A 24,641-nucleotide genomic window follows, 5' to 3' on the forward strand; every position below is an offset into this window, starting at 1 on the left:
GCCAATCACGCGCCGAGTTCGTCCCTGACGACCTCGATGATCGTGTCCAGGTCGGTGTCGGTCAGCTCGGCGTGCACCGGCAGGGCCAGCGCCTCCTCGGTGACCTGCGACGCGACGCGGAAGTCGCGGGCGGAGACGGCGGGCACGAGCGGGTGTCCCGCGTAGCGGTCGTGGTCGAAGACGAGGCGGGGGTGGCAGACGGCGTTGGCCACGCCGCGCCCGGTGAGCGCCTCGGCCAGCTCGTCGCGCGAGAGCATCGCGTGCGGCCCGATCAGCACGGTGTAGCGCTGCCAGGTGTGTTCCCTGCCGGGCAGCCGCTTGGGCACGTCGAGGCCGGGGGTGCCGCGCAGGCCGTCGGTGAGCCGCTCCGCGTTGCGCTGCCTGGCCTCGGTGAGCGTCGCGTGCCGCACCAGCCTGCCGAGACACACCGCCGCGGAGAGCTCCGAGAGCGTCGCGTGCCGCGCCTCGTTCCGAACGCGCCCGGCCAGCTCGGCGTCGTCGGTGGTCACCACGCCGCACTCGGTGGCCGAGAAGCAGGCGAGCCCCGACGAGCCGGCCGGGCTGCCGGTGGCCTGCCCGGCGTCCTCCATCAGCCGCAGCCCGGCCTCCGCCGCCAGTGCCGCGTGCTTGCCGAGGTCGGCGGGCTGGCCGAAGAGGTGCGCGGGCAACAGCACCCGCGTCCGCCGGGTGATCCGGGAACCTGCCTCGTCGGGGTCGAGCGCGAAGTCGTCGCGGGCGATGTCCGCGAAGCACGCGGAGGCCCCGGCCTCGATGATCGCGTCGAGCGTCGCCACGGAGGTCAACGGTGACGTCAGCACCTCGTCGCCGGGCCGGAGATCGAGTGCCCGCAGGCTCGCGACCAGCGCCGCGAAGCCGCTCTGCACGGCGACGGCGTGCCGGGTGCCCGTCGCCGCGGCGAAGTCCCGCTCGAACCGCTCCACCATCGGACCCCGGGAAATCCGACCCGATCGGAGTACCTCTGCCACGAACGGCTCGGCCTCACGGAGGTCGATCACGGAGAGCGGGATCATGCGGTGCTTCTTCTTTCTCCGGTGCGGGGACGGGTAAGGTGATCGCCCGGCCATGAAAGCAGCAACTCGGTCATGGGCCAACGGAAGAGTTGCCGTGACAAACCGGATTCACCCGACCGCGCTCCCCCGACACGGCGCGGCGCACGGAGGTGTTGTGACCAGCCTGCTGGGCGCTGGCGCCCGACTCGTCGATGTCGCCGGCGACCGTTCCCTGACCGGTGCCGAGCTCCTCGCCGAGGTCGCTCGCGTCGGCGAGGAGATCGCAGCGCTGCCGGAGGGAGCGGTGTTCTCGCGCACGGCGGTCGACCTCGACAGCGTGCTGCGCTACCTCGGCGCCTTCGAGTCGGGACGGGCGGTCGCGCTGCTCGACCCCGTGCTCGACGGCGCGGCGCTCGGCCGGTACGTCTCCCGCTTCCGCCCGGCCGCGGTGCTCTCGGCTCCCGACGATCCGCCACCGCGCGGCTACACCGCCCGCGACGGGCACTGGGTGCGCGACGCTCGCGACGGTGTCGTCCCGCACCCCGACCTGGCCGTGCTGCTGTCCACCAGCGGCACCACCGGGGAGCCGAAGTTCGTGCGGCTGTCGAGGTCCGCGCTGCTCGCCAACGCCGAGGCGATCGCGGCCACGCTGGGCATCGAGTGCACCGACGTCGCGCCGACGAGCCTGCCGCTGCACTACAGCTTCGGCCTCTCCGTGCTGAACTCCCACCTGGTGCGCGGGGCGACGGTGGTGATCGAGCCGTCCGGCGTTTTCCGCAAGTCCTTCTGGGACGCCGTCTCCGAGCACAGGGTCACCTCGCTGGCCGGTGTGCCCTATCACTACGAGCGCCTGCGCCGGATGGACTTCGACCCGGCGCCGTACCCGAGCCTGCGCACCCTGACCCAGGCGGGCGGCAAGCTGCGCACCGAGCTGGTCACGCACTTCCACGACGCGGTTCGGGCCGTTGAGGGCAGGTTCTTCGTGATGTACGGGCAGACCGAGGCGAGCCCGCGCATGTCGACGGTGCCGCCCGAGCTGCTGGCCGAGAAGCTCGGCTCGGCAGGCCAGGCGCTGAACGGCGGCTCGTTCAGCATCCGTCGCGACGACGGCGAGGAGACCACCCACCCGAAGATCGTCGGCGAGGTCGTCTACCGGGGACCGAACGTGATGATGGGCTACGCGGGCACCGAGGCCGAGCTCGCGCACGGCGACGAGAACGGCGGCGTGCTGGCCACGGGCGACCTCGGCTACCTCGACGAGGACCGGTTCCTGTTCATCACCGGCAGGCTCAAGCGGATCGGCAAGGTCTTCGGCAACCGGGTCAACCTCGACGACCTCGAGCAGGCCGTGCGCGGGACGGGCGCCGGAATCGAGGTGGTCGCGGCTGTGGCCGCCGACGACAAGGTCGTGCTCTTCGCCGAGGGCGCCGCGAACGGAACGTGCCGGGACGTGTCGAGGGCGCTGGCCGATCTGATGCACCTGCACGCCAGCGGGTTCGACGTCCGCCCCATCGACCGGATGCCGGTGCTGGCGAGCGGCAAGATCGACTACGCGGTGCTGGAGACCGGCCTCTGACACCCCGGCGTGCCCGGCGGTGCGCACAGGGTTAGCTTTGCCCGAAGGGTCCAAAGGCTGGGGCTGGGGGTGCTCGGGTGGTCGCCGTCGCTGCAGGTCTCTGGCTCGCGCTCGGGATCTTCGTCGTCGCGGGCTGGAGCCGCGTCAACACCGACCGGGTGTGGCGCGCCGCCGCGCTCCTGCTCGCCCTCGCGTTCGCGCTCGCGCACCAGCTGCTGTTCGCCACGATCGCCGAGGACGCCTACCTGACCTTCCGCTACGCGCGCAACGTCGCCGACGGCTACGGCCCGGTGTTCAACCCCGGTGAGCGCGTCGAGGGCTACTCCAACTTCCTGTGGATGGTGCTGATCGCGCTGCCGAGGGCGATGTTCGGCGCCGACGTCGAACCGGCCGCGCCCGCGCTCGGCATCGCGTGCGCGCTCGGCTGTGTCCTCGCGGTGTACTTCCTGGTCAACCGCATCGTGCGCCTCGCGGAGGGCGAGGGGGGCGGCGGCCTGCCCGCGCTCGGTGTCGCCGCCGCCGTGGTGACCGCGGGCGCCAGCTCGCTCGCCGGCTACGGGCCCTCCGGGCTGGAGACGCCGCTGTTCCTGCTGCTCACCCTGTGCGTGGTGCACGCACTCGCGGCCGGTCGTCCCGTGGTCGCCGGTGTGCTCGTGGCACTGACGGTGATGACGCGGCCGGAGGGGCTGGTACTCGCCGTTCTCGCCGGGGCGTGGCTGCTGCTGGTCGCCCTGCGCAGCGGCACGACGAAGTGGGCGCCCGCCGGGTACGTGCTGGGCGCGCTCGTGCTGCTCGTGCCGTGGACCGCGTGGCGCGTCACCTACTACGGGCACCTGCTGCCCAACTCGCTCGTCGCGTCCTCCGGCGGTTCCGTCGGCTCGATGCTGCGGCGTGGCTGGGACTACCTCGCCGGGTTCGCGCTCGCCTACCAGGTCTTCCTGCTGCTGGCCGTCGCCGCGATCGCGTTCCTGCTGAGCCGCAGGAGCCTCCCGAGGGCGCGCTCGCTCGCGTGGCTGGTGCTGGCGGTCGCCGTGGCGTTCGCGGGCTACGCCGTCGCGGTCGGCGGGGACCGGCTGCCCTCGTGGCGCCTGCTCGCACCCGTGCCGCCGCTGCTGGCCGTGTTCGCGGCGGCCGCGTACGGCCTGTTCCTCGTCTCCCGCCCCTCCACCGTGCCGTCGCCGCAGCCGAGGGCCGAGCGGCTCGCCGGGCGGCGCACGGTTCCCGTCGTGGCCGTCGCGGTGTGCGGGCTCTCGCTCGTGGTCAGCACCACGCATCCGGGGATGGTGGCCGGCATGCACGACTGGCGTGCCTCGATCCGGCAGCTCGCCGAGACCGGCACCTGGCTCGGCGAGCGGCTTCCGCCGGGCACCGTCGTCAGCACCTACGCCAACGGCGCGCTGTCCTATCGCGCCGGACCCCAGCTCGTGGTGGTGGACGTGCTGGGGCTCACCGACGAGCACATCGCGCGCCAGGGCGAGCGCATACAGGCGGCGGGCATCGGCGGGCAGGTCGCCAGCGACTACGACTATGTGGTGAACGTCCGGATGCCCTCGGTGGCCGTCGACACCGCGGAGGGCTACACCGAGCGGCAGCACTGCGGCATCAACCCGGCCTACGCGGGGCTCTACGAGGTGGCGACCTTCCGCAGGGAAGGGCAGCGGAAGTGGGTCTCGCTCTACGTCCGCAGCGCGCAGGCCCCCGCGCTGATCCCCCTGCTCGACGCCGACCCGCGCTTCGACTACGTGAGGTGCGGCTAGAACCAGCGTTCGAGGACCTGCGCCACGCCGTCCTCGGAGTGCGGTGCGGTGACCTCGTCGGCGGCCTCCAGCACCACGGGGTGGGCGTTGGCCATCGCGACGCCGTGGCCCGCCCAGCGCAGCATCTCGATGTCGTTGGGCATGTCACCGAACGCGATGGTGCCGTCGGCGTCGGCGCGCAGCCGCTGCGCGACCTCCGCGAGCCCGGTGGCCTTGGTGATCCCGTGCGCGGCCAGCTCGATCAGCCCGCCGGCGGAGGAGAACGTGACGTCGACGGTGCCGTCGAGCACGGACCTGGCGGCCTCGGCCATCGCGTCCGAGGTCATCTTCGAGTGGCTGACCAGAAGTTTCACCGCCGCGTGCCCGAGCACCTCGGCCCTGGGCACCACCGTGCCCTCGCCGTCACCCCACGGGTTGTGGTACTCGGTCTCGATCACGAAGTTCTTCATGTCGCGGTCGATCGCGTGCGTGCCGATGCGCTCGGCGGCGAGCCGGCAGCCTGGGATCGCTCGATCGAGGGCATCGGCGACGTCGTTCAGCAGCACCGGGTCGAGCAGCCCGTGCACGTCGAGCACCCGGTCGGAGCCGATGTCGTAGAGGATCGCGCCGTTCGCGCACACCGCGTAGCCGGTGAGCCCGGCCTGCTCGGCCACCTGCGGAATCCACCTCGGCGGCCGCCCGCTGACGAGCACGACCGGCACCCCGTCGTCGACCGCCCTGCCGACCACGTCGACCGTGCGGTCGCTGAGGTGGGTGGCGTTCGAGAGCAGGGTTCCGTCGACGTCGGAAGCGATCAACCGGGGTCTCTCCACACCTCCAGTTTCCCAGAGCGATGCCCATGCACCCGCGTGTCGTACCCCACCGCTAGCGTGTGCGGCCGTGCGCGTTGGCATTGTGATTCTTCCCGAGGACCGGTGGTGGGCCGCTGAGCCCAAGTGGCGGGCGGCCGAGGAGTACGGCTTCGACCACGCCTGGACCTACGACCATCTCGGCTGGAGAAACCTCGTGGACGGCCCCTGGTTCGGCGCCGTGCCCACACTCAGCGCCGCCGCAATGGTCACGTCCCGTATCCGGCTGGGCACGTTCGTGGCCTCGCCGAACTTCCGCCACCCTGTGCCGTTCATGCGTGAGCTGATCACCCTCGACGATCTCTCCGACGGCCGGTTCCTGCTCGGCATCGGCGCAGGCGGCCTCGGCTACGACACGGTGGTGCTGGGCGAGCAGGAGCTGACCGCCCGGCAGCGGGCCGACCGGTTCATCGAGTTCACCGAGGCGCTCGACGGGCTGCTGCGCACCGACAACTACGAACACGAGGGCCACTTCTACGCGGCGAAGGGCGCCCGCAACCTGCCCGGGCCGGTCCAGCGGCCCCGCCCGCCGTTCCTCGTCGCCGCGAACGGGCCCCGCACGATGGAGCTCGCCGCCCGGATCGGTGACGGCTGGGTAACCACCGGCAAGGGCGCCGACAACCAGGACGAGTGGTGGCGCGGCGTCGGCGAGCTCAAGGCCCGGTTCGAGGAGGCCCTTCAGCTGCACGGGCGCGACGGCTCCCAGGTCGACCGCTACCTGAGCCTCGACTCGGCTCCGGTGTTCTCGCTGTCGAGCAAGGACGCCTTCGCCGACGCGGCAGGCCGCGCGAAGGAACTGGGCTTCACCGACATCGTCATCCACTGGCCGCGCAGCGGCAGCCCGTACCAGGGCAGGGAGACCGTCCTGGAAGAGGTCGTTGACGAGCTGCTCCCCGGGTTGCAAGGGCGTTAGCCCGAACGGGTGAGTCTCGTTCGGCTGGGAACCGATCATGGACCGGCTACGTCGGTCCTGTCGCATGGCGCGGGATGGGCAACCCGGGGGTGCCGGGATGCGCAGGCCCTCGTGCGGCAGGCAGGCGCGGACTCGGGGCAGGTCCGCAAGGGCCGAAGGAGCCTCGCCGCACGAGGGCCACAGCGCGCCGGTAGCCTTTTCGCCCGTGAGCGCGCACACGAACCCCGCAGAGATCACCGAGGGCGAGTTCGCCGGATACGACCTGATCGTGGTCGGCTCCGGGTTCTTCGGCCTGACCGTCGCGGAACGGGCCGCCAGCCAGCTCGACAAGCGCGTCCTCGTGCTCGAGCGCAGGCACCACATCGGAGGCAACGCCTACTCCGAGCCCGAGCCCGAGACCGGCATCGAGGTGCACAGCTACGGCGCGCACCTGTTCCACACCTCCAACAAGCGCGTGTGGGACTACGTCAACCAGTTCACCGACTTCACCGGCTACCAGCACCGGGTGTTCGGCAAGTACCAGGGGCAGGTCTACCCCTTGCCGATGAACCTCGGGCTGATCAACCAGTTCTTCGGCAAGTCCCACTCGCCGGACGAGGCCCGCGCACTCATCGCGCAGCAGGCCAGCGAGATCGAGACCAAGGACGCGCAGAACTTCGAGGAGAAGGCCATCTCGCTGATCGGCCGTCCCCTGTACGAGGCGTTCTTCCGCGGCTACACCGCGAAGCAGTGGCAGACCGACCCGAAGGAGCTGCCCGCGGGCAACATCACGCGGCTGCCGGTCCGCTACAACTTCAACAACCGGTACTTCAACGACACCTACGAGGGCCTTCCGGTCGACGGCTACACAGCGTGGCTGGAGCGCATGGCCGACCACCCGAAGATCGAAGTCCGCCTCAACGTCGACTACTTCGAGGTGCGGGACCACATTCCCGCGGGCACGCCGACCATCTACACCGGCCCGCTCGACCGCTACTTCGGCTACTCCGAGGGCCGCCTCGGCTGGCGGACGCTCGACTTCGAGCAGGAGGTCGTGCCGACCGGTGACTTCCAGGGCACCTCGGTGATGAACTACAACGACGAGGACGTGCCCTACACCCGGATCCACGAGTTCCGGCACTTCCACCCCGAGCGGGACTACCCGGCCGACAAGACCGTCATCGTGCGGGAGTACTCGCGGTTCGCGAACGACGACGACGAGCCGTACTACCCGATCAACACCTCCGAGGACCGCGAGAAGCTGGAGCGCTACCGCGAGCTCGCCGCCGCCGAGGCCAAGGAGCGCAACGTGCTGTTCGGCGGCAGGCTCGGCACGTACAAGTACCTCGACATGCACATGGCGATCGGTTCGGCGCTGTCGATGTTCGACAACAAGATCGCACCTCACCTGACCGACGGCGCACCACTGGACGGGGCGATCGATGCTTGAGAAGGATCCGGCGAAGGGCAAGCCGGTCGAGGTCCCGCCCGCGACGGGTGAGATCGCGGTGCTGGCGGGCGTGCAGAAGGCCATCGCCCGCCCTGCGACCGTGAAGGCCGCGCGCGGCCTCTCCCACTTCGGGGAGCACAGCGCGGGCTGGTTCGCGCTGGGCCTGCTCGGCGCCGCCGTGGACAAGCCGCGGCGCAAGGACTGGCTCGCCGCCTCGGCGGGCGTCGTCGGCGCACACGCCGCCTCGATCGCGGTCAAGCGGGTCGTTCGCAGGAAGCGTCCAGACCACCCGAGCGTCGAGATCGGGGTGGGGACGCCGAGCAAACTGAGCTTCCCCTCGTCGCACGCGACGTCCACGACGGCGGCGGCGGTGCTCTACTCCGGGTTGACGGGGCGTAACCTCGTGCCCGCACTCGTGCCACCGATGCTGGCCTCGCGGCTCGTGCTCGGTGTGCACTATCCGACCGATGTGCTCGCCGGCGCGGCCCTTGGTGGCGCTGTCGGTGGCATCCTGCGCCGCAAGCTGAACTCACGGAAGCGGAAACCACGATGAGTGAGACGACCGAGCGTGCCGAAGTGAGCACCGAAGCCCCCGCAGGCAAGAAGGGTCCCGTCGGGACCGTCTTCGGCGTGGTCAAGACCGCGCGCCCCCGGCAGTGGGTCAAGAACGTTCTCGTTCTGGCCGCGCCCTTCACGGCGGGGGAGATCGCCAACCTCAGCGTGCTGTTCGAGGCGCTGATCGCCTTCGTGGCGTTCTCGCTCGTGGCGTCCTCGGTCTACCTCATCAACGACGCGGTCGACGTCGAGGCCGACCGCGCCCACCCGACCAAGCGCAACCGGCCCATCGCGGCCGGGATCGTGCCGATTCCGGTGGCCTACGTCTCCGCGGTCGGGTTCTTCGCGGCGGGCTGCGGAATCAGTCTCATCGCCGACTGGCGGCTGCTGATCGTGCTGGTGATCTACGAGGCCATCCAGCTCGGCTACTGCTTCGGCCTGAAGCACCAGCCGGTGGTGGACCTGGCGATCGTCGGCTCCGGCTTCCTGATGCGCCTCATCGCGGGCGGTGTCGCCACCGGCATTTCGCTGTCGCAGTGGTTCCTGCTGGTCACGGCGTTCGGCTCGCTGTTCATGGTCGCGGGCAAGCGGTACGCCGAGATCATGCTGTTCGAGCGCACGGGCGCGAAGATCCGCTCGTCGCTGAAGAAGTACTCGGCGAGCTACCTGCGTTTCGTGTGGGCGACGTCCGCGGCGATCCTGATCATGTCGTACTCGCTGTGGGCGTTCGAGCAGGAGCAGCGCATGGACGGCTCGGTGTGGAGCGTCATCTCCATGGTGCCGTTCGTGATCGCCGTGCTGCGCTACGCGGTGGACGTCGACGGCGGCAACGCGGGGGAGCCGGAGGAGATCGCCCTGCGCGACCGCGTCCTCCAGGTCCTCGGCGCCTCCTGGGTCGTCACCCTGGTCTTCTCGTACTACCTCTGAGCTACTCGCCAACCGCAGTGAAGGCCACCATGCCTGCGTTCAACGCAGGCATGGTGGCCTTCACTGCGTCTGGGTGACCCCGCGCATCGGCAACGCGTAGTCCAGGCGGAAGATGCTCACCGGTTCGAAGAGTTTGTCGCCGCTCAGGTAGGTCGGCAGCGGGGTCTGCCTCGCCAGCTGCAGCAGCGGCGCGTGCGGTCCGCCCGCGCCGGCCGACAGTGACACCCCGGAGAGCCAGCGGATGCTCGGCCCCGACGCGAACCGGTACCGCACCGGTTCGGAGAGCCCGTCCGCCACCGACGACGGCACGCGGCACGGCAGCACGAAGGCGTCCACCCAGTCCAGGATCACCGGCTCCGAAACGGGCACCACCTCGGCCACCGGCACCACCTTCGGCAGCCTCGGCGCGCCGACCGCGATCCAGCCCTCGCCGTCGGCTCGGTCGGTCGCGACCACCCGCACCTGCGCGGCGTCGCCGGGTTCGAGCCGCGCGTCCCGCCAGCCGCCGTTCTTGTCGAGGCCGAGGCCGTGTTCGCGCAGCACGGTGCCGTTCTCGTCGGCGAACTCGACCTTCGCCGACACCGCGCCCTGGCCGCCGATCGGCACCACCAGCGGCGGCATGTCCGCCGCACCGGCGCCGTCCGGCAGCCGGTACCAGTCCGTCGTGACGCTTCCGGCCGCCCCGCCGCTGCCCCACACGGGCGCCTCGGCGGTGCCGTACGGCGCCACGGGCGCCACGTGGGCGGGGAAGCCCCCGTTCACGACGAAGCCGTCGGTCCGCGCGGGAGCCCCTCCGCTCGGCAGCAGGCCGGCCCTGAGGTCGGGCTCCACCCGCAGCCAGTCCTCGACCCCGCAGCTGCCGCCGGACAACGACGCGAGGTTCGACCGGCCGATCGTGTAGGTGTCCCAGCGCGGCACCATCGCGTACGCCATCGTCGCCACCTCGACGACGACCGTGCCCATCGCCACGACCACCACGAGCCAGCCGGGCTGGCGCAGCCACCGCCACGCGCCGAACAGGCCGGCCACCGCGAGCACGAGCCCGAGTACCAGCACCGCGTCGGCCGCGTCGATGTTGCGAAAACCTGGCTCGACCATCGCCCACTTGACGTTGAGGCTCGACACGTACCACCAGCGCGACGGCGCGGACAGCGCCAGCACCACCGCACCCGTGAGCACCGCCATGACCAGCGACTTCTCCCACGAACGCCGCAGCGCACCACGCGTGATGGTGTAGACGGTCACCGCGATCACGAGCGTGCCCAGCCCGGCCAGCGCGCCGAAGTGGTGCGTCCACTTCGTCGGCGTGAACGCCAGTGCCACCAGGTACAGCGCGCTGCCTGCGAGCAGCCGCCGGGTGGGGCCCGCCGCGAGGCCGGGGACACGCCGGAACGCCAGCAGCACCGCGAGCACCAGCATCGAGGCGAGCATCAGCAGCATCGGCATCCGGCGGTTGAGCGCGCCCTCCACCTGGGTGCTGTCGAACAGCGTCTCGTAGCGCGTGAGCTCGTCGGTGACGCCGTAGCTCGGGCCGATCTCCGTGCGCACCTCGGTGGCGTGCAGCACGGCCGAGAGCGACTGGTCGTAGAACATCAACAGGAGCGCGCTCGCGCCCGTGCCCAGCAGCACGGCGACCACCAGCCCCCAGTGCCCGCGCACGAGCCGCACGATCGCGGGCAGGGCCGCCAGGAACGGCATGAACGCCGCCACCCCGGTGGGAGTCACGGCCACGGTCGCGCCCGCGACGATGACGCCCAGCGCGAGCGGCGTGAACGCACGTGTCGCGATCGCCCGCTCCACCAGTGCGAACACCACCAGCGAGCCCAGCACGATCCACGGCTCGGGCCGCACGCCGACGTTGTAGGGCAGGTACCAGAGGAGGAAGAGCGCGGCGCTCGCCCAGCGCAGCAGCCGCGCAGGGCCGCGCCGGCTCCGGGCAGCAGGAAGAGGATTCGTCGGACCCGCCCTGAGCCCGGAGGTGAACCGGCGCAGCAGCACCCGGTCGATCAGCAGCCACGAGGCGAAGCCGAGCAGCACCGAGGGCAGCCGCAGGAACCACCCGCTCGCGGTGAGCTCGGCCAGCGGCCGGTACAGCTCGTAGAACCAGCCGAACGGCGCCTCCGGCGCGTTGAACCAGCGGAAGTAGTTGCCGACGTAGCCCGTGTCGGCCTCGGCCTTGAGCATCGTGACGATGTAGCCGTCGTCGACGGTCAGTGCGCCGATGAACGCCCAGACCAGCAGGGTGGCCGCTACGGCTCCGTCCGCGAGAGTCGGCCGCCACCAGTGCCTCGGCAGCACCCGTACCCGGCGGGTCCTTGGTGCCTCCCAGCGGTGGAGCAGCACGAGCATCGCCACGAGGCTCGCGACCGAGAGCGCCCCGGCGATGATCTTCCACGCGCTCGCGTCCGTCTGGTACCGCGTGTCGGGCACCACGGTGGCCCGCAGGTCCGTCCGGCCGCTCAGGTCCGTGAACAGCCCGTTCACCGCCGCGGTCTGCTGGCTACGGCCCACCTCGGTGCCGTCCACCACCACGCGCGTGCCGTCCGCGCCGGAGTGCAGTGCCCACTCGCAGTCGGCGCCCCGCGACTGTCGCGCCAATTCCTCGTCACCGAGGCTCACCACGACGGAGCCGCCCTCCGCCCGCACCGCCAACCCGGCCGGACTGGGCCGCTCGCCCGCCACGCCGTCGGGCGGCGTCGTGGAAAGCACCAGCCCATCACCGAGCGCGACCGTGTCGGCGCAGGTGAACGTCACGTCGAGCCGCTCCGGCTCGTACGGGAAGAGCGGCAGCGCGGTGCTCTCGGTCTCCTGCGCCGACGGCCATTCGTAGGTCGTCACGTCCTGGTTGACCGGTGCCAGCACGAAGAGCACAGCGGTCAGCGCTGAGAGGAGTCCGAGGCCGGCGATCGTCCAGCGGTGAGAGGACACCGTTGAACCCTAGGGAAGACGACCTTGCTCACGCGCACCCACCTGGGCTGCGGGTCAACCCAGTCGCGGCCACGCGCGATCTGGTCGGTAGCTTACGAACACATGCCCGACAGGCGGGGAGAGATGACCACGACAGCCGACACGGACAGACAGAGCGACACCCCCGGCGACGAGGCCGAGTCCGCCCCGGAGTCGCCGAGGACAGCCGAGCCCGGAAGGCGCATCCGCGCCCTGCTGGCCCGGCGGGACCGTCTTGCCTGGCTGATCGGCGGCCTCTCGCTCGTGCTGGGCGGCGTGTTCGTGGTCGTGGACATGGCCTACAACCAGGGCAACCTCGTCGCCCCGCTCGACGACGTCTACATCCACCTGCAGTACGGCAAGCAGCTCGGCGAGGGGCACCCGTTCCAGTACAACACCGGTGACCCCATCAGCACGGGCGCGAGCAGTCTGCTCTACGCGTTCGTGCTGGGCACCGCCTACTTCCTCGGCTTCAAGGGCGCCCTTTTCCTCACGTTCGCCGTGCTGTTCGGCGTCGTCTGCATGGCCATCACGGCCGGTCTCGTCTACCACCTCGGCCGCGCGCTCGTGAGCCGCGCCGTCGGCGTGTGGGCCGGCGTGCTCGTCGCGGTGAGCGGGCCGCTCCTGTGGGGTGCGGCGAGCGGCATGGAGGTCGGGCTGACGTCCCTGCTGGTCACGGGCTCGGTGCTGACGTTCGTCAAGGAGCGGCCCGCGGTGCGCTTCCGGTGGACGCCGCTCATCGCCGCTGCGATGGCGCTGGTCCGGCCGGAGGGCATGATCTTCGCGATCATGCTCTGCGGCGCGATGCTGTGGACGCTCTGGGGCGTCCGGCGCGAGCGGAAGGTCGTCCTGTCCGCGCTGTGGGCCCTGGTGCCGCTGGCCGCCACCGCGGCGCAGTACCTCTTCTACCGGCTCGCCACCGGCACGTTCACCGCCAACGGCGTGCAGTCGAAGTCGCACCTCAACGACCGCCCGGTGTTCTACCTGGGCCAGTTCATCGACCGCACGGTGGCCAACATCCGAGGCGCCGTCGACTACTTCAACGGCATGAACGGCCAGGACTTCGCGTTCCCCGGCATGCTCGTCGTGTTCCTCGTGGGCCTGGCGTACCTGCTGGTCACGCGCAAGCGGTGGCGCCCGCTGCTCCTCGCGGTAGGGCTGGGCTTCGGCGCCGTCGTGCTGTCGGTGTCGACGCTGTCCACGGCGCTGATCCACGAGCTGCGCTACTTCCACCCGTTCATGCCGCTGTACATCCTGTTCACCGTCTGCGGCGTGTACGCGCTGACGCGCGTGGCGTTCGCGGAGCGGGCGCGCCGGATCGGGATGCACGTGCTGCTCGTCGTGGTGCTGCTGTTCTCACTGGTCGCGCTGCCGACGTGGGGCGTGCGGCTCGGGCGCGAGGCGGCGACCATCCGCGACACCGACGTCTCGCTGGGAGCCTGGATCGACGGCAACCTGCCGAGGGACGCGATCGTCGCCGTGAAGGACGTCGGGGCAGTCGCCTACTTCGGCAACCGCAAGGTGATCGACACGATCGGTCTCGCCACCAACGGTCTCGCCGAGGCCAGCAACAACGGCACGGGCTCGCTGTACGAGGCGCTGCGCAAGCTGCCGCCAGGCGAGCGCCCCGACTACTTCGCCATCTACGAGCCGCAGCCGGGCGCGCCGATGCGCCCCCTGGTCGACGCGGGCATCCTCGGCCCGGAGCCGCTGCAGACGCTGCCGGTGCGCGCGCCTGCCGACCTCACCGGGTTCCGGATCGTGCCGTTCGAGGACCTCAAGGTCTACGAGGCGCACTGGCAACTCGCGGGCAGCGGCGAGGCGTGCCCCGTGCCGGGGGACGTTCGCGACTACCTCAACGCGGGAGACCTCGAGAGCGAGGAGTCGCACGACTACGAGGCCCGCATGGAGCAGCCGAGCCTGCAGCCCAACAGCCTCCTGCGCAGGCAGGACGACGTGATCGACAGCGGCCGCGTGATCGTGGGCGGCGAGGCGTTCACGGCGCACAACCTCGAGCCGGGCAAGCCGCTGAAGATCGCCGGGCGGATTCTGGCGCCGGGCGAGGAGAGGTCGGTGCGCGTGCTCGTCGACGGCCGGGAGGTCGGCGTCTGGCGGCTCGGGCCGAAGCGGGACAGGTGGACGAACGAGTCGTTCACCGTGCCCGGGGACGCGATCACGTCGTCGACGGTCTCGGTGGAGCTCGCACCGGTTCGACCGATGCTGAGCCCCTACCCCGAGTACACCTCCTTCGGCTACTGGTTCATCCAGTAGCGGCTGCTGCAGTGAAGGCCACCATGCCTGCGTTCAACGCAGTGAAGGTGGCCTTCACTGCAGCAGGGCGGCGCGGCTCGTCGGGTCAGATCGGCAACTTGCGGAAGATCGGCCTCGGCACGTGCCGCAGCGCCGACATCACCCAGCGGAAGGTGCCGGGCGCCCACACGAGGTCCTTCCCCGCCTGCGAGGCGTTCACGGCGATCTCGGCCACCTGCTCGGCGGTCTGCTCCAGCGGGGCCTTGCCCATGCCCTCGGTCATCTTCGTGCGCACCTGGCCGGGGCGAACCACGGTCACCGTGACGCCGGAGGGCTTCAGGGCCTCGCCGAGGCCGAGGAAGAAGCCGTCGAAGCCGGCCTTCGTGGAGCCGTACAGGAAGTTCGAGCGCCGTACGCGCTCACCGGCGACGGACGACAGTGCGATCACCTTGCCGTGCGCCTGCTTCTTGAGCTTGTCCGCGAGCGCGACGCCCACGGAGACGGCCGCGGTGTAGTTCACGGTCGCCAGCTCGACAGCCTTGGCGTGGTCCTGCCAGACCTCCTCCGCGTCGCCGAGCAGGCCGAAGGCCACCACGGTCACGTCGATGTCGCCGCCCTCGAACGCCTTGTCCAGCATGGCCGGGTGCGAGGCGGTGTCCTTGGCGTCGAAGTCCACAGTGGAGACATCGGCGCCTTTGGCCTCGAGCCGCTTGGCGGCGGCGTCGAGCCGCGCGGAGGGCCGTGCCGCCAGCACGATCCTCAGTGGACGCTTCGCGAGGTACTGCTCGGCGATCGCCAGAGCGATGTCCGAGGTGCCGCCGAGCAGCAGCAGCGACTGGGGGTTGCCCACCGCGTCGATCACAGTTCCAGCCTCCTGGCCATGTCCGAGATGAATACGCCGTCGGGGTCGACGGAGTGGCGGACCTTGCGCCACTCGTCGAGGCGGGGGTACATGCGGTGGAAGGTCTCCGCAGTCGTGCGGGAGTCCTTCGCCGTGTAGAGCCGCCCGCCCGCGGCCAGCACGTCCTCGTCGAGTTCAAGGCAGAACCGGCTGAGCCCGTCCTTGATCGGGAAGTCGACGCTGAGCATCCAGCCGGGCGAGGGCCACGACAGCGGGGCCGGGTTCGCCTCGCCCATCCGCTTGAACACGTTGAGGAACGAGTAGTGCCCCGAGTTCGCGATCTTGCGGCACATGCGCTTGAGGTCGTCCTCGCGCCCGAACGGCACGGAGAACTGGTACTGCAGGAAACCCGCCGATCCGTAGGCCCTGTTCCACTCGCTCAGCATGTCGAGCGGGTGGTAGAACTGCGTCAGGTTCTGGATCTTGCCGCGGGCGCCCTTCTTCGGCACCGTGCGCTGCCACAAGTTGTTGATGAGTCCGAAGGTGACCTTGTTGCCGAGCCCGTTGGGGAACACGTCCGGCAGCGTCATCAGCACGGGCGCGTCGAACTTGAGCGGGTCGGCCTTCAGCTTCTCCGGCAGCTGGTCGACCTTGGCCAGCGAGCCACGGGAGAACGTGGCGCGGCCGAGGCGGTCGTCCTTGGAGATCAGGTCGGGCACCGACATCGAGTAGTCGTAGTTGAGGTCGGAGCCGTTGGTGAACAGCTCCAGCGTCTCGTCGAGGTTCGAGGTGCGGTCGGCGTCGACGACGAAGTACGCCGTCTCGGTGCGCTTCATCCGCACCTTCGCCCGCACGATGATGCCGGTCAGCCCGATGCCGCCGACCGTCGCCCAGAACAGCTCCGACTCCGGGCCCTCGGGGGTGATCGTGCGCACCCTGCCGTCGGCGGTCAGCAGGTCCATCGACAGCACGTGGTTGCCGAAGCTGCCCGCGCTGTGGTGGTTCTTGCCGTGGATGTCGTTGGCGATGGCGCCGCCGATGGTGACCTGGCGCGTGCCCGGCAGCACCGGCACCCACAGCCCGTGGGGGATGGCCGCGCGCATGAGCGCGTCCAGGCTCACGCCGCCGTCGACGTCCACCGTCGCGCTGTCCGGGTCGATCGAGTGGATGCGGTTGAGCGCGGTCATGTCGACGACCAGCCCGCCCGCGTTCTGCGCGGGGTCGCCGTAGGACCGCCCGAGGCCGCGGGCGATGACGCCGCGCTCACCTGCCTGCGTGACCGCACGCGCGATCGTCTCGACGTCGGGCGTGCTCAGCACGTTCGCGATCGTCGGGGCTGTGCGGCCCCACCCGGCGAGTGCCTGGCGTTCGGTGTGGGGTTCTGGAGTCGCTGCGCTCACCCGGCCCAGGGTAGCGATGCCCGTGTGCGAGACTCGGACCGGACAGATTCCCGGCCGATGAGGTAGAGCAGTGGTGGCGACCGACTCCCAGGCCAGTGAGGCCGCGAGCAGGCCAGCGTCTCCCGGTCTGCTGGCACAACTCGTTCGATTCGCGCTCATCGGTGGTTTCTGCGCGCTGGTCGACTCCGGTATCTACTGGTTGCTGCTCCAGGCGGGCACGTGGGTGCACCTGGCGAAGGCGATCAGTTTCATCGCCGGAACCACGACGGCGTATTTCCTTAACCGCCGCTTTACTTTCACTGCCGCCCAAAAGGGTGGAGCCGGGCAAATCAGCGGCTTCATGCTGCTCTACACGGTGACGTTCTTCGTCAACGTCGGCACCAACGCGCTGGCACTGGAACTGCTGCCGGAACTCACGTGGCGCGTCGCGCTCGCGTGGATCATCGCGCAGGGCACGGCGACCACGATCAATTTCGTGATGCTGAAGTGGGTCGTGTTCCGCGAACCCCGTGCGTGATGGCCTTGTGCGTTGTCCTCAGGGTTGGCCTGTACCTTACTGGCAGCCCCCCGCGAAATGTTTTCCTTGGAGGACTGAGGTCTGATGCCCGGTAAAGCCGCTCCGGCAACCGCACAACAGCCGGCCACGAACGGCAAAGCCCCGGCGAACGAGGAGCAGGCGTTGTTCTCCGAGCACACCCCGCAGGGCAGGCTGCTCGCCCAGCGCGGCCTCTTCGCCGGGCCGTCCGATGTGGTGAGCAAGGACCTCTACTCCGACATCACGGAGGGCGTCGCGTCCCGCAAGCGCGATAGCGTCACGCTCGAGCCCTCGGCCCGCGTCTCCGGCAACACCTACTTCGGACGTTTCCCGGCGAGCTACTGGCAGCGCTGGACCAACGTCCCCACCGTCACCGTCGAGGCCACCGTCACCGGCTCCGGCCACCTGGCCGTGCGGGCCTCCGACGTCGCGGGCGAGCCCCGCACGATCACGGCCACGTCGGTGGAGAACGCCAAGCAGCCCCGGACGGTCGCGCTCGAGGCCAAGCTGGACAAGTTCTACGACGGCGGAGCGCTGTGGCTCGACCTGGAGACCGAGGCCGGTGAGCGGCTGACCGTCTCCGACGTCCGCTGGACCGTCGAGCCGCCGGAGAAGGTGCGTCCGACCGCCGTGACCATCTGCACGATGAACCGCGCCGACGACTGCCTGAAGAACCTCAAGGCGCTTGCCGACTCGCTGCCCGCGCTCGACACGCTCGACGCCATCTACGTCGCCGACCAGGGCACCGACACCGTCGACTCCCGCGACGGCTTCGCCGAGGTCGCCGAGCGGCTCGGCGCCAAGCTTCGATACATCAAGCAGCCGAACCTCGGCGGCGCGGGCGGCTTCACGCGAGGGCTGTACGAGGTCGCCGGGCACACCGAGACCGAGCACGCCAACGTGCTGTTCATGGACGACGACGTGCTGCTCGAGCCCGACCTGGTGATCCGGTTGACGGCGTTCTCGAACCGCGCAGCGAACCCGATGATCGTCGGCGGGCAGATGCTGAACCTGCTGCACCCGAACCAGCTGCACGTCGGCGCCGAGTACGCGCGGCTCAACACACTCGAGCCCGGCCAGCCCGTCGAGCACAGCCTCAGCACCGCCGACCTGCTGGGCGTCGACGAGGAGTCCGGCAAGCCCAACCGGCAGGAGCGCCGCCTCGACGCCGGCTACAACGGCTGGTGGTCGTGCCTCATCCCGTACGAGGTCGTCAAGGAGATCGGCTACCCGATGCCGTTCTTCTTCCAGTGGGACGACGCGGAGTACAGCTACCGGGCGAGGGCGCACGGCTTCCCGACGGTCACCCTGCCCGGCGCGGGCGTTTGGCACGCCGACTTCCACTGGAAGGACTGGGACGAGTGGCACCGCTACTTCAACCTGCGTAACTCGATCATCACGGCGGCGCTGCACAGCCCGTTCGACCTCAACGTGCTTTCCCGCGTGCTCATGGCGCAGCTCGTGCGCTACCTGCTCGGCATGCAGTACGGGCTCTCGGCGACCCTGATCAAGGCGGTCGAGGACTTCCTCGAGGGGCCGGACATCCTGCACGACGGCGGGGTCGCCGCGATGAAGGAGATCCGGGAGATCCGGGCGCAGTACCCGGAGACCAAGAGGTACCCGGCCACCGACGTGCCGGGCATCGCCTCCAACGACATCGGCATCATCAACACCGCGCCGAGGCCTAGCATGCAGCGGCTGGTGCTGCTCAAGCGCATCCTCAACCGCGTGCTCGGCAAGCACCGGTTCGCGCTCGGCGCCATCCCGAGCGACGAGGCCCACTGGTGGCACGTGTCGCTGTTCGAGACGGCCGTGGTCACCGACGCGTCGCAGGAGGGCGTGCGGGTCCGGCGCTACGACCGTGACCGCATGTTCGACCTGGCCAAGCGCGGCGTGCGCACCATCCAGCGGCTCCGCAAGGAGGGCCGCGCGGTGCAGGCGCAGTACAAGCGCGCGCTGCCCGAGCTGACCAGCCGCGACAACTGGACGCGGCTCTACCGGCTGTGATCGTCGGGGTGGTGAGTGCCGGGGGGCACTCACCACCCCGGCCTGTTCCTCAGTGCAGGCCGAAGACCTTCCCCTTGCGCTGCAGGTCGTCGATGTAGGCGACCGCGACGTGAGCGAAGTTCACCTGCAGGTTCACGTCCTCCCTGGTGCGGATGGTCTGGACCGATCCGTGGTCGAGGTACAGGTAGAGCTGCTTCGTGAGCTCGGCGACGTCGTCGGGATGCACGGAGAACAGCAGCGGTTCGCCACCGCTGACCAGGTGCAGGACCAGCGTGGGTTTCTCATCGGCCATGCGGTCCACAACAGCAGCCCGTGATCGCCCCGGCAAGATTGGTTCGCTGACAGCGGAGCCTTCGAGGCTGCTGATAACGTGCGTTCCCAGCAAACGAGGAAATTCGGGGGAGCTGGGAAATGGCGCATTCGTTCTCGCTGTCGCTCGTGGCGGTCGACATGCTGCTGGAGCACCTCAAGCTGGGCAAGGCGCCGTTCCCGTTCCAGATCCCTCACATGGGCACCACCCACACGCAGCGAGCCCAGGTCAGGGAGGCGGTCTTCCGTGACCTGGAGAACCGTGACCTGTTCAGCCGTGGTCGGCTCGACGCCGACGCGCAGCTCGCGCTGGAGACTTTCGTGAAGGCTCCGCTGGCGGTCGCGGCGGCCGCGCAGCTGAAGAAGGACGACAAGCTGTTCGCGAGAGCGGCCTCGGACGGCCAGTTCGCGGTGGTCGCGAGACAGGACGGCAACCTGCTGGTGTTCGAGGAGGTCAGGCCTACGAACTTCGTCTCGGCGATCGTCGACCTCCTGCCCCTGACGCCCGCGGCCGGAGGCCAGTCGGTGACGGTCGCGAAGCCGGCTCCGCGTCGCAGGCCCCGCCACGGAGCGCCCGACGAGGGCGGCTACGACCCGTTCGCGGGCGTGGCCCCGCCGCGTTCGCACTCGGCGTCGCAGGAGCGTGCGGTGGCGAGGCTGTTCGAGAAGCCGAAGGAAGGAATCGGCCAGTTCGCGGCGTTCGTGCGCGGCCGGGACGGCAAGGAGGTAAGCCTCGGTCCGATCGCGTGGTTCGACACCGAGGACGGCCGGTACTTCTGCACCCAGCGGGAGGCGGAGGACGGCCAGCAGTGGCTGACCTACGCGCCCGGCGACAACGCCCGCATCGCGCAGCAGCTGTATGCCCAGCTAGAGGGCTATCTGTAGCCGAAGTGGAACCGGACGTGGCCGTGGCCGCGTCATACCGCGGTCGTGGAGAGGATTCTGTGAACGCCCGTCGCGGTGGGTGGTCGACTTGTAAACTGCCGTCGGACGACACAGGCGAGGATGTGGGGTAACGATGCCGATCGCATGGGATTCGGGGGAGGCGCCGGACACCAGCGCGTGGGGCGCTGCCATCGGCAAAGCGGTGTCCGCGGTGGACACCAAGGCCATCGGGGAGGCGAAGGCCGCGACGCAGCAGTTGATCAGCGCCGCCAACTCGGGCCACTTCCGTATTAGCGAGGGAGCAGTCACACCGCTGCGGAACGCGCTGGTCGAAATGCAGAGTCGCCTCGACCGGCTTAGCGCCGAAACATTCTTCTGGATCACCCAGGCACCGAAGCTGGGGAGTCACGATTACGGCCAGACCGTCGCGCAGCACGACCAAAAGGGCGGAGGGGGTGCTGCCGGCTCAGCTGCCGCTGTTGCCGACCAACTCCGTCAGGTGCTCGAAGACGCCGACAAGGCCTTGGGACAGGCCGTCAAGAACTACCAGGAAAACGAGGCGGCGACCGCCCAGGGACTCGCGACGCGTGAGGCTTGATTGACAATGCGAGTTAGGACGCTCCGTACGTTGCCGTTTGCCGTCGTGGTCACTGGGCTATGCCTGCTCGCTGGCTGCGCGAGTAGCGAAGGGGGCACCGCATCGCCCACGCCGGGCAACTCACCGAGTAGCGCGGCTACGAGTGACGAGTCGCCGACTTCGTCCGCCGCGCCGACCGATCAAGCAGGTTCGCCCGAGGCGATAGACCCCTGCGTCTTGCTGACTGTGGCTGAAGCCGAGCAGTTCGGCAGCTTCACCGAGCCTGAGACTCGCGATGAGCTCGGCGCCCGCGGGTGCAGCTATTACCCGAAGCGGGACGGGAGCAGCGCAGGGTCCCTGCCGACGTTGATCGTCGGCGTACGCGACGAGCAGGCCGTGGACGAGGTGAACGATGTCGGACTGGGAATCAACACCGGGCAGCTCAACGGACGTGAGATCGCGCAGGTGCCAGGGCCCGGTGGCTGCATTATCGCTCTCGCGCTGAGTGATCAAGCTCGTGTCGACATCGGTGTGACTGGCCTCGACACGGAGCCCGCATGTGAACTGGCGGCCCAGGTCGCCGATGTTGTCGAACCAAAGTTGCCGTCGGAGGGGTAGGCGACATGACCACCGCGCATCCGCCGCAGTACACACCGGAACAGCTCGCGCAGATGGCGCCAGCCCAACGGCAACAGGCGCTCAATGAGATGGCCGAGGCTGGAGTCGACACGACCGGACTGTTCGGTCTGATCGAGCGGGTCCAGGCGAGGATGCAGGCCGGCCAGCAAGCCGATGACATCGCGAACAACCAGGTTCGCGAGCTGTCATCGGGCGACGTGCAGTACGTGGAGGGCCTGCAGCCTTCCGGGGCCGACTATCAGGGCCACGACCACAGTGCCATGACCCATTATCTGGCGCAGAACCTCAACACTGAGGAAGTCGTCAAGATCTCTGACGCCTACCACGAACTGCACACCGCGTTCAAGGAGTTCTCGGACCAGCTGAAGGAGGCCGTCGGCAAGTCCCAGCACGAGTGGGAAGGTGCGGCAGCCGATCAGGCGCACGGGTACTTCCAGAGCCTCAGCACCTGGGCCGATGGGAACTCCCAGAACGCTCAGCTCGCCTCCGAGGTCATGTACCAGCAGTCCGAGGCGGCGACCACCGCCAAGAACAGCATGCCCGAAGAGGTTCCCTTCAACTGGGAAACCGAGATGCAGCGCTGGGGCAGTAACCCGTTCAACATCGTCTCCAACATGAACGAGACGTTCGAGACGTACCAGCGCAGCCAGGAGGTCCATTCCGAGGCCGCGCGGGTGATGACCCAGTACGACAACGATCTCTACACGGCCGCCTCGAAGCAGCCCGTGTTCGCCGAGCCGCCGAAGTTCGGCACTGGCAACGGCGAGGGCACCGGGCTCAAGCCGCCGGGCACCGGCATCAGCATGCCCGGCAACGGGGGGACCGACGCGTCCGGTTACAGCGGCGGCTCGATTCCCGGTGGGAGCACCGTCCCCGGCGGGAGTGGGGGTGGCAGCTACGGCGGTGGCGGTTCCGGTCCCGGCGGTCCCGGCGGGGGTTACTCGTCGCCGGCGCCGTTGCCCGGCAGCTACACCGGTAGCACGCCCGGCACCGCTCCATCCGGCTACCGGCCGCCCACCACGAGCAGGCCGAGGGTGCCCACCGGGAACGGCAACAGCAACTTCAACAGCATGGGTCCCATGCCGATGGGTCCCATGGGCGGTGGCGGAAGCTACGGCGCGGGCGGGTCCGACTACGCCAGCAAGCTGGGGCGCGGCGGGGCCGGTGGCTTCGGTCCCGGTGGCAGCGCCGGTGCCGGTGGGGTTCCGGGCGCGGGTGCGGCCTCCGGTGCCGCGTCCGGCGCAGCCAAGCCCGGCATGGGCCCCATGGGCGGCGGTGCGGCGGCGCCCGGCGCCGCCGCGGCGGCAGGCCGGGGCGGTATGGGTGCCGCGGGCATGGGCGCAGGAGCCGGCCGTGGCCAGGGCAGCGAGGATGCCGAGCACCAGCGGCCCACCTACCTCGTCGAGGGCGACCCCGACGAGGTGTTCGGCACCGACCAGCGCACGGCGCCGCCCGTCATCGGCGAATAAGCGCAGCAGAAGGGGCCCCGAGCCCGAAGCTCGGAGCCCCTTCTCGGGAGAGGGTCAGTAGCGGAAGAAGCGTTCCCTGCGGCCCTGACGGACCAGGCGTAGCCACTGCGCGAACGCCTTCGGGTCCCGCTTCACGCCCACGAAGTACAGGCCGAAGCGCAGCACTTCCAGAGCGCCGATCTTGCGCATCCCCGGCTGCGACAGCAGGTAGCCCCTGTTGCGGTAGGTGTAGTACCGCTTGACGTCGTTCTCCGGGTCCTGCGCGTGGAACCGGCCGCCCAGCATCGGCTTGAACTCGTCCGAGCCGTTCGGATGCAGGTAGGCCGTGCGCAGCGACGTGCCGAACGGCAGGCCCGAGCGGACGAGCCTGCGGTGCAGCTCCACCTCGTCGCCACGGAAGAACAGCCGCAGGTCGGGCACGCCCGTGACCTCCAGTGTCGACGCGCGGAACAGCGCCCCGTTCATGAGCGAGGCGATGCCCGGCAGGAAGTCGGTGCCCAGCTCGGCCGACGAGCGCTTCCACGTCAGCCCCCTGCGCAGGGGGAACGCGAGCCGTTCCGGGGCGTCGATGTTGACCACCATCGGCGAGACCTCGGCGAGGTCGCGCTGCCGGGCCTCGTCGAGCAGCACCTGCAGCACGTGCTCGTCGGCGGGCCTTCCGTCGTCGTCGGCGAGCCACACCCAGTCGGCGCCCAGCGCCAGCGCATGCAGCATCCCGAGCGCGAACCCGCCCGCGCCGCCCAGGTTGCGGTGGGACGGCAGGTAGGTGGCGGGCAGCGAGTACGCCTCGACCACGTCGCGCGCGGGCACGTCGGGGCCGTTGTCGACCACGATGAGGTGGTCCACGGGCCGCGTCTGTGCCTCGATCACCTTCAGTGACTCGGCCAGCAGCTCCCGCCGGTGGCGGGTGACCACCACGGCGACGACGGCGCCCTCCGGCAACGGCTCCATGGCTGCCACCTCAGTCGCCGCTCAGCGCCGGTGCGCCTTCGAGCCGGTCGAGTGTCTCCTGGCTGACGTTGTGGAAGGGATCCCTGCCCTTGTACGCGGTGAGGACCTCGCGCAGCGGGCCCTGCATCTTCATCCGGCCCTCGTCCATCCAGATGGCCGAGGTGCACAACTCCAGCAGCAGGTCGTCCTGGTGAGACGCGAACACCAGCAGGCCGGAGCGCTTGACCAGGTCCACGAGCCGGTCGCGCGCCTTGTTCAAGAACGCCGCGTCCACAGCGCCGATGCCCTCGTCGAGCAGCAGGATCTCGGGGTCGATCGACGTCACCACGCCCAGCGCGAGCCGCACCCGCATGCCGGTCGAGTACGTGCGCAGCGGCATCGAGAGGTAGTCGCCGAGCTCGGTGAAGTCCGCGATGTCGTCGACGCGCTTCTCCATCTGCTTGCGAGTCATGCCCAGGTACAGGCCACGGATCATGATGTTCTCGTAGCCGGAGATCTCCTGGTCCATGCCGACGCCGAGGTCGAAGACCGGCGCCACGCGCCCGTTGACGCGCGCGGAGCCGCGCGTGGGCTCGTAGATGCCGGAGAGCAGGCGCAGGAGGGTCGACTTGCCCGCACCGTTGTGGCCGACCAGGCCGATGCGGTCGCCGCTCTTGACCGACAGGGTGATGTCGTGCAGCGCCTCGATGATGGGCACCTTGCTGTCGGTGCCGATCTTGCCGCCGACCTTGCCCAGCACGCGCTTCTTCAGCGAGCGGGTCTTCGCGTCGAAGATCGGGAAGTCGACCGACGCGTTCCAGACGTCAATGCTGATCAT

General features: G+C 69.8%; 21 protein-coding genes. 13 read left to right on the top strand and 8 right to left on the bottom strand.

Annotated elements, in window-relative coordinates; genetic code table 11:
• Positions 1–5: 5 nt before the first annotated feature.
• Complete coding sequence (locus FCN18_RS02505; RefSeq protein ID WP_137093024.1) at positions 6–1,031, bottom strand: DegT/DnrJ/EryC1/StrS family aminotransferase; 1,026 nt, start codon at positions 1,029–1,031, stop codon at positions 6–8.
• Between the two features lie 154 nt (positions 1,032–1,185).
• On the opposite strand from FCN18_RS02505, the gene FCN18_RS02510 reads away from it, so the two are divergent.
• Complete coding sequence (locus FCN18_RS02510) at positions 1,186–2,586, top strand: AMP-binding protein (protein ID WP_228713588.1); 1,401 nt, start codon at positions 1,186–1,188, stop codon at positions 2,584–2,586.
• Positions 2,587–2,663: 77 nt separating this feature from the next.
• Positions 2,664–4,343 (top strand): hypothetical protein, encoded by a 1,680-nt coding sequence (locus FCN18_RS02515; RefSeq protein WP_113642722.1) that lies wholly within the window; start codon positions 2,664–2,666, stop codon positions 4,341–4,343.
• Here FCN18_RS02515 and FCN18_RS02520 read toward each other — a convergent pair.
• Positions 4,340–5,155 carry an HAD family hydrolase gene (locus FCN18_RS02520; protein ID WP_112266124.1) on the bottom strand — a complete coding sequence of 272 codons (816 nt, stop codon included), beginning with the start codon at positions 5,153–5,155 and terminating at the stop codon, positions 4,340–4,342. The genes FCN18_RS02515 and FCN18_RS02520 overlap by 4 nt on opposite strands.
• Positions 5,156–5,222: 67 nt before the next feature.
• Between FCN18_RS02520 and FCN18_RS02525 the strand changes: the two genes are divergently transcribed.
• The 4 genes from FCN18_RS02525 (at position 5,223) to FCN18_RS02540 (ending at position 9,015) form a co-directional block, all read left to right on the top strand.
• Positions 5,223–6,104 carry an LLM class flavin-dependent oxidoreductase gene (locus FCN18_RS02525; protein ID WP_112266126.1) on the top strand — a complete coding sequence of 294 codons (882 nt, stop codon included), beginning with the start codon at positions 5,223–5,225 and terminating at the stop codon, positions 6,102–6,104.
• A gap of 205 nt (positions 6,105–6,309) precedes the next feature.
• Entirely contained in the window at positions 6,310–7,533 is a 1,224-nt protein-coding gene (gene glf / locus FCN18_RS02530) for a UDP-galactopyranose mutase (RefSeq protein ID WP_199542859.1), read from the top strand.
• On the top strand, positions 7,526–8,086 hold the full coding sequence (locus tag FCN18_RS02535; RefSeq protein ID WP_112266130.1) for a phosphatase PAP2 family protein: 561 nt from the start codon (positions 7,526–7,528) through the stop codon (positions 8,084–8,086). The genes glf and FCN18_RS02535 overlap by 8 nt, the downstream gene beginning before the upstream one ends.
• Entirely contained in the window at positions 8,083–9,015 is a 933-nt protein-coding gene (locus FCN18_RS02540; RefSeq protein ID WP_112266132.1) for a decaprenyl-phosphate phosphoribosyltransferase, read from the top strand. Before FCN18_RS02535 ends, FCN18_RS02540 begins: the two co-directional genes overlap by 4 nt.
• Positions 9,016–9,075: 60 nt before the next feature.
• Here the strand turns inward: FCN18_RS02540 and FCN18_RS02545 are convergent, their stop codons facing one another.
• Positions 9,076–11,943 carry an arabinosyltransferase domain-containing protein gene (locus tag FCN18_RS02545; RefSeq protein ID WP_137093027.1) on the bottom strand — a complete coding sequence of 956 codons (2,868 nt, stop codon included), beginning with the start codon at positions 11,941–11,943 and terminating at the stop codon, positions 9,076–9,078.
• A gap of 123 nt (positions 11,944–12,066) precedes the next feature.
• On the opposite strand from FCN18_RS02545, the gene FCN18_RS02550 reads away from it, so the two are divergent.
• Complete coding sequence (locus tag FCN18_RS02550) at positions 12,067–14,232, top strand: ArnT family glycosyltransferase (protein WP_137093029.1); 2,166 nt, start codon at positions 12,067–12,069, stop codon at positions 14,230–14,232.
• Positions 14,233–14,317: 85 nt separating this feature from the next.
• On the opposite strand, the gene FCN18_RS02555 is transcribed toward FCN18_RS02550, so the two are convergent.
• Positions 14,318–15,073: a decaprenylphospho-beta-D-erythro-pentofuranosid-2-ulose 2-reductase gene (locus FCN18_RS02555; protein ID WP_137093031.1), complete on the bottom strand. Its 756-nt coding sequence runs from the start codon at positions 15,071–15,073 to the stop codon at positions 14,318–14,320.
• Positions 15,070–16,452: an FAD-binding oxidoreductase gene (locus FCN18_RS02560; RefSeq protein WP_206077787.1), complete on the bottom strand. Its 1,383-nt coding sequence runs from the start codon at positions 16,450–16,452 to the stop codon at positions 15,070–15,072. Before FCN18_RS02560 ends, FCN18_RS02555 begins: the two co-directional genes overlap by 4 nt.
• A gap of 70 nt (positions 16,453–16,522) precedes the next feature.
• On the opposite strand from FCN18_RS02560, the gene FCN18_RS02565 reads away from it, so the two are divergent.
• Positions 16,523–16,969: a GtrA family protein gene (locus FCN18_RS02565; protein WP_112266142.1), complete on the top strand. Its 447-nt coding sequence runs from the start codon at positions 16,523–16,525 to the stop codon at positions 16,967–16,969.
• Positions 16,970–17,053: 84 nt separating this feature from the next.
• Positions 17,054–18,994 (top strand): glycosyltransferase, encoded by a 1,941-nt coding sequence (locus tag FCN18_RS02570; protein ID WP_112266144.1) that lies wholly within the window; start codon positions 17,054–17,056, stop codon positions 18,992–18,994.
• Positions 18,995–19,043: 49 nt separating this feature from the next.
• Here FCN18_RS02570 and FCN18_RS02575 read toward each other — a convergent pair whose 3' ends face one another.
• Complete coding sequence (locus FCN18_RS02575) at positions 19,044–19,286, bottom strand: hypothetical protein (RefSeq protein WP_137093033.1); 243 nt, start codon at positions 19,284–19,286, stop codon at positions 19,044–19,046.
• Positions 19,287–19,405: 119 nt separating this feature from the next.
• On the opposite strand from FCN18_RS02575, the gene FCN18_RS02580 reads away from it, so the two are divergent.
• The 4 genes from FCN18_RS02580 (at position 19,406) to FCN18_RS02595 (ending at position 22,873) form a co-directional block, all read left to right on the top strand.
• A complete protein-coding gene (locus FCN18_RS02580; RefSeq protein WP_112266146.1) occupies positions 19,406–20,188 on the top strand; it encodes an ESX secretion-associated protein EspG in 783 nt (260 codons plus the stop codon).
• 133 nt (positions 20,189–20,321) lie between these two features.
• Positions 20,322–20,786, top strand: a complete 465-nt coding sequence (locus FCN18_RS02585) for a hypothetical protein (RefSeq protein WP_228713590.1) — start codon at positions 20,322–20,324, stop codon at positions 20,784–20,786.
• A 6-nt stretch (positions 20,787–20,792) separates the two neighbouring features.
• On the top strand, positions 20,793–21,383 hold the full coding sequence (locus FCN18_RS02590; RefSeq protein WP_137093035.1) for a DUF3558 family protein: 591 nt from the start codon (positions 20,793–20,795) through the stop codon (positions 21,381–21,383).
• 5 nt (positions 21,384–21,388) lie between these two features.
• A complete protein-coding gene (locus tag FCN18_RS02595) occupies positions 21,389–22,873 on the top strand; it encodes a hypothetical protein (protein WP_137093037.1) in 1,485 nt (494 codons plus the stop codon).
• Positions 22,874–22,927: 54 nt separating this feature from the next.
• Here the strand turns inward: FCN18_RS02595 and glfT1 are convergent, their stop codons facing one another.
• A complete protein-coding gene (gene glfT1 / locus FCN18_RS02600) occupies positions 22,928–23,824 on the bottom strand; it encodes a galactofuranosyltransferase GlfT1 (RefSeq protein ID WP_112266150.1) in 897 nt (298 codons plus the stop codon).
• Between the two features lie 10 nt (positions 23,825–23,834).
• On the bottom strand, positions 23,835–24,641 hold the full coding sequence (gene wzt / locus FCN18_RS02605; protein WP_112266152.1) for a galactan export ABC transporter ATP-binding subunit Wzt/RfbE: 807 nt from the start codon (positions 24,639–24,641) through the stop codon (positions 23,835–23,837).

The organism is Prauserella endophytica, from assembly GCF_005146945.1.
Taxonomy (GTDB): Bacteria; Actinomycetota; Actinomycetes; order Mycobacteriales; family Pseudonocardiaceae; genus Prauserella_A; species Prauserella_A endophytica.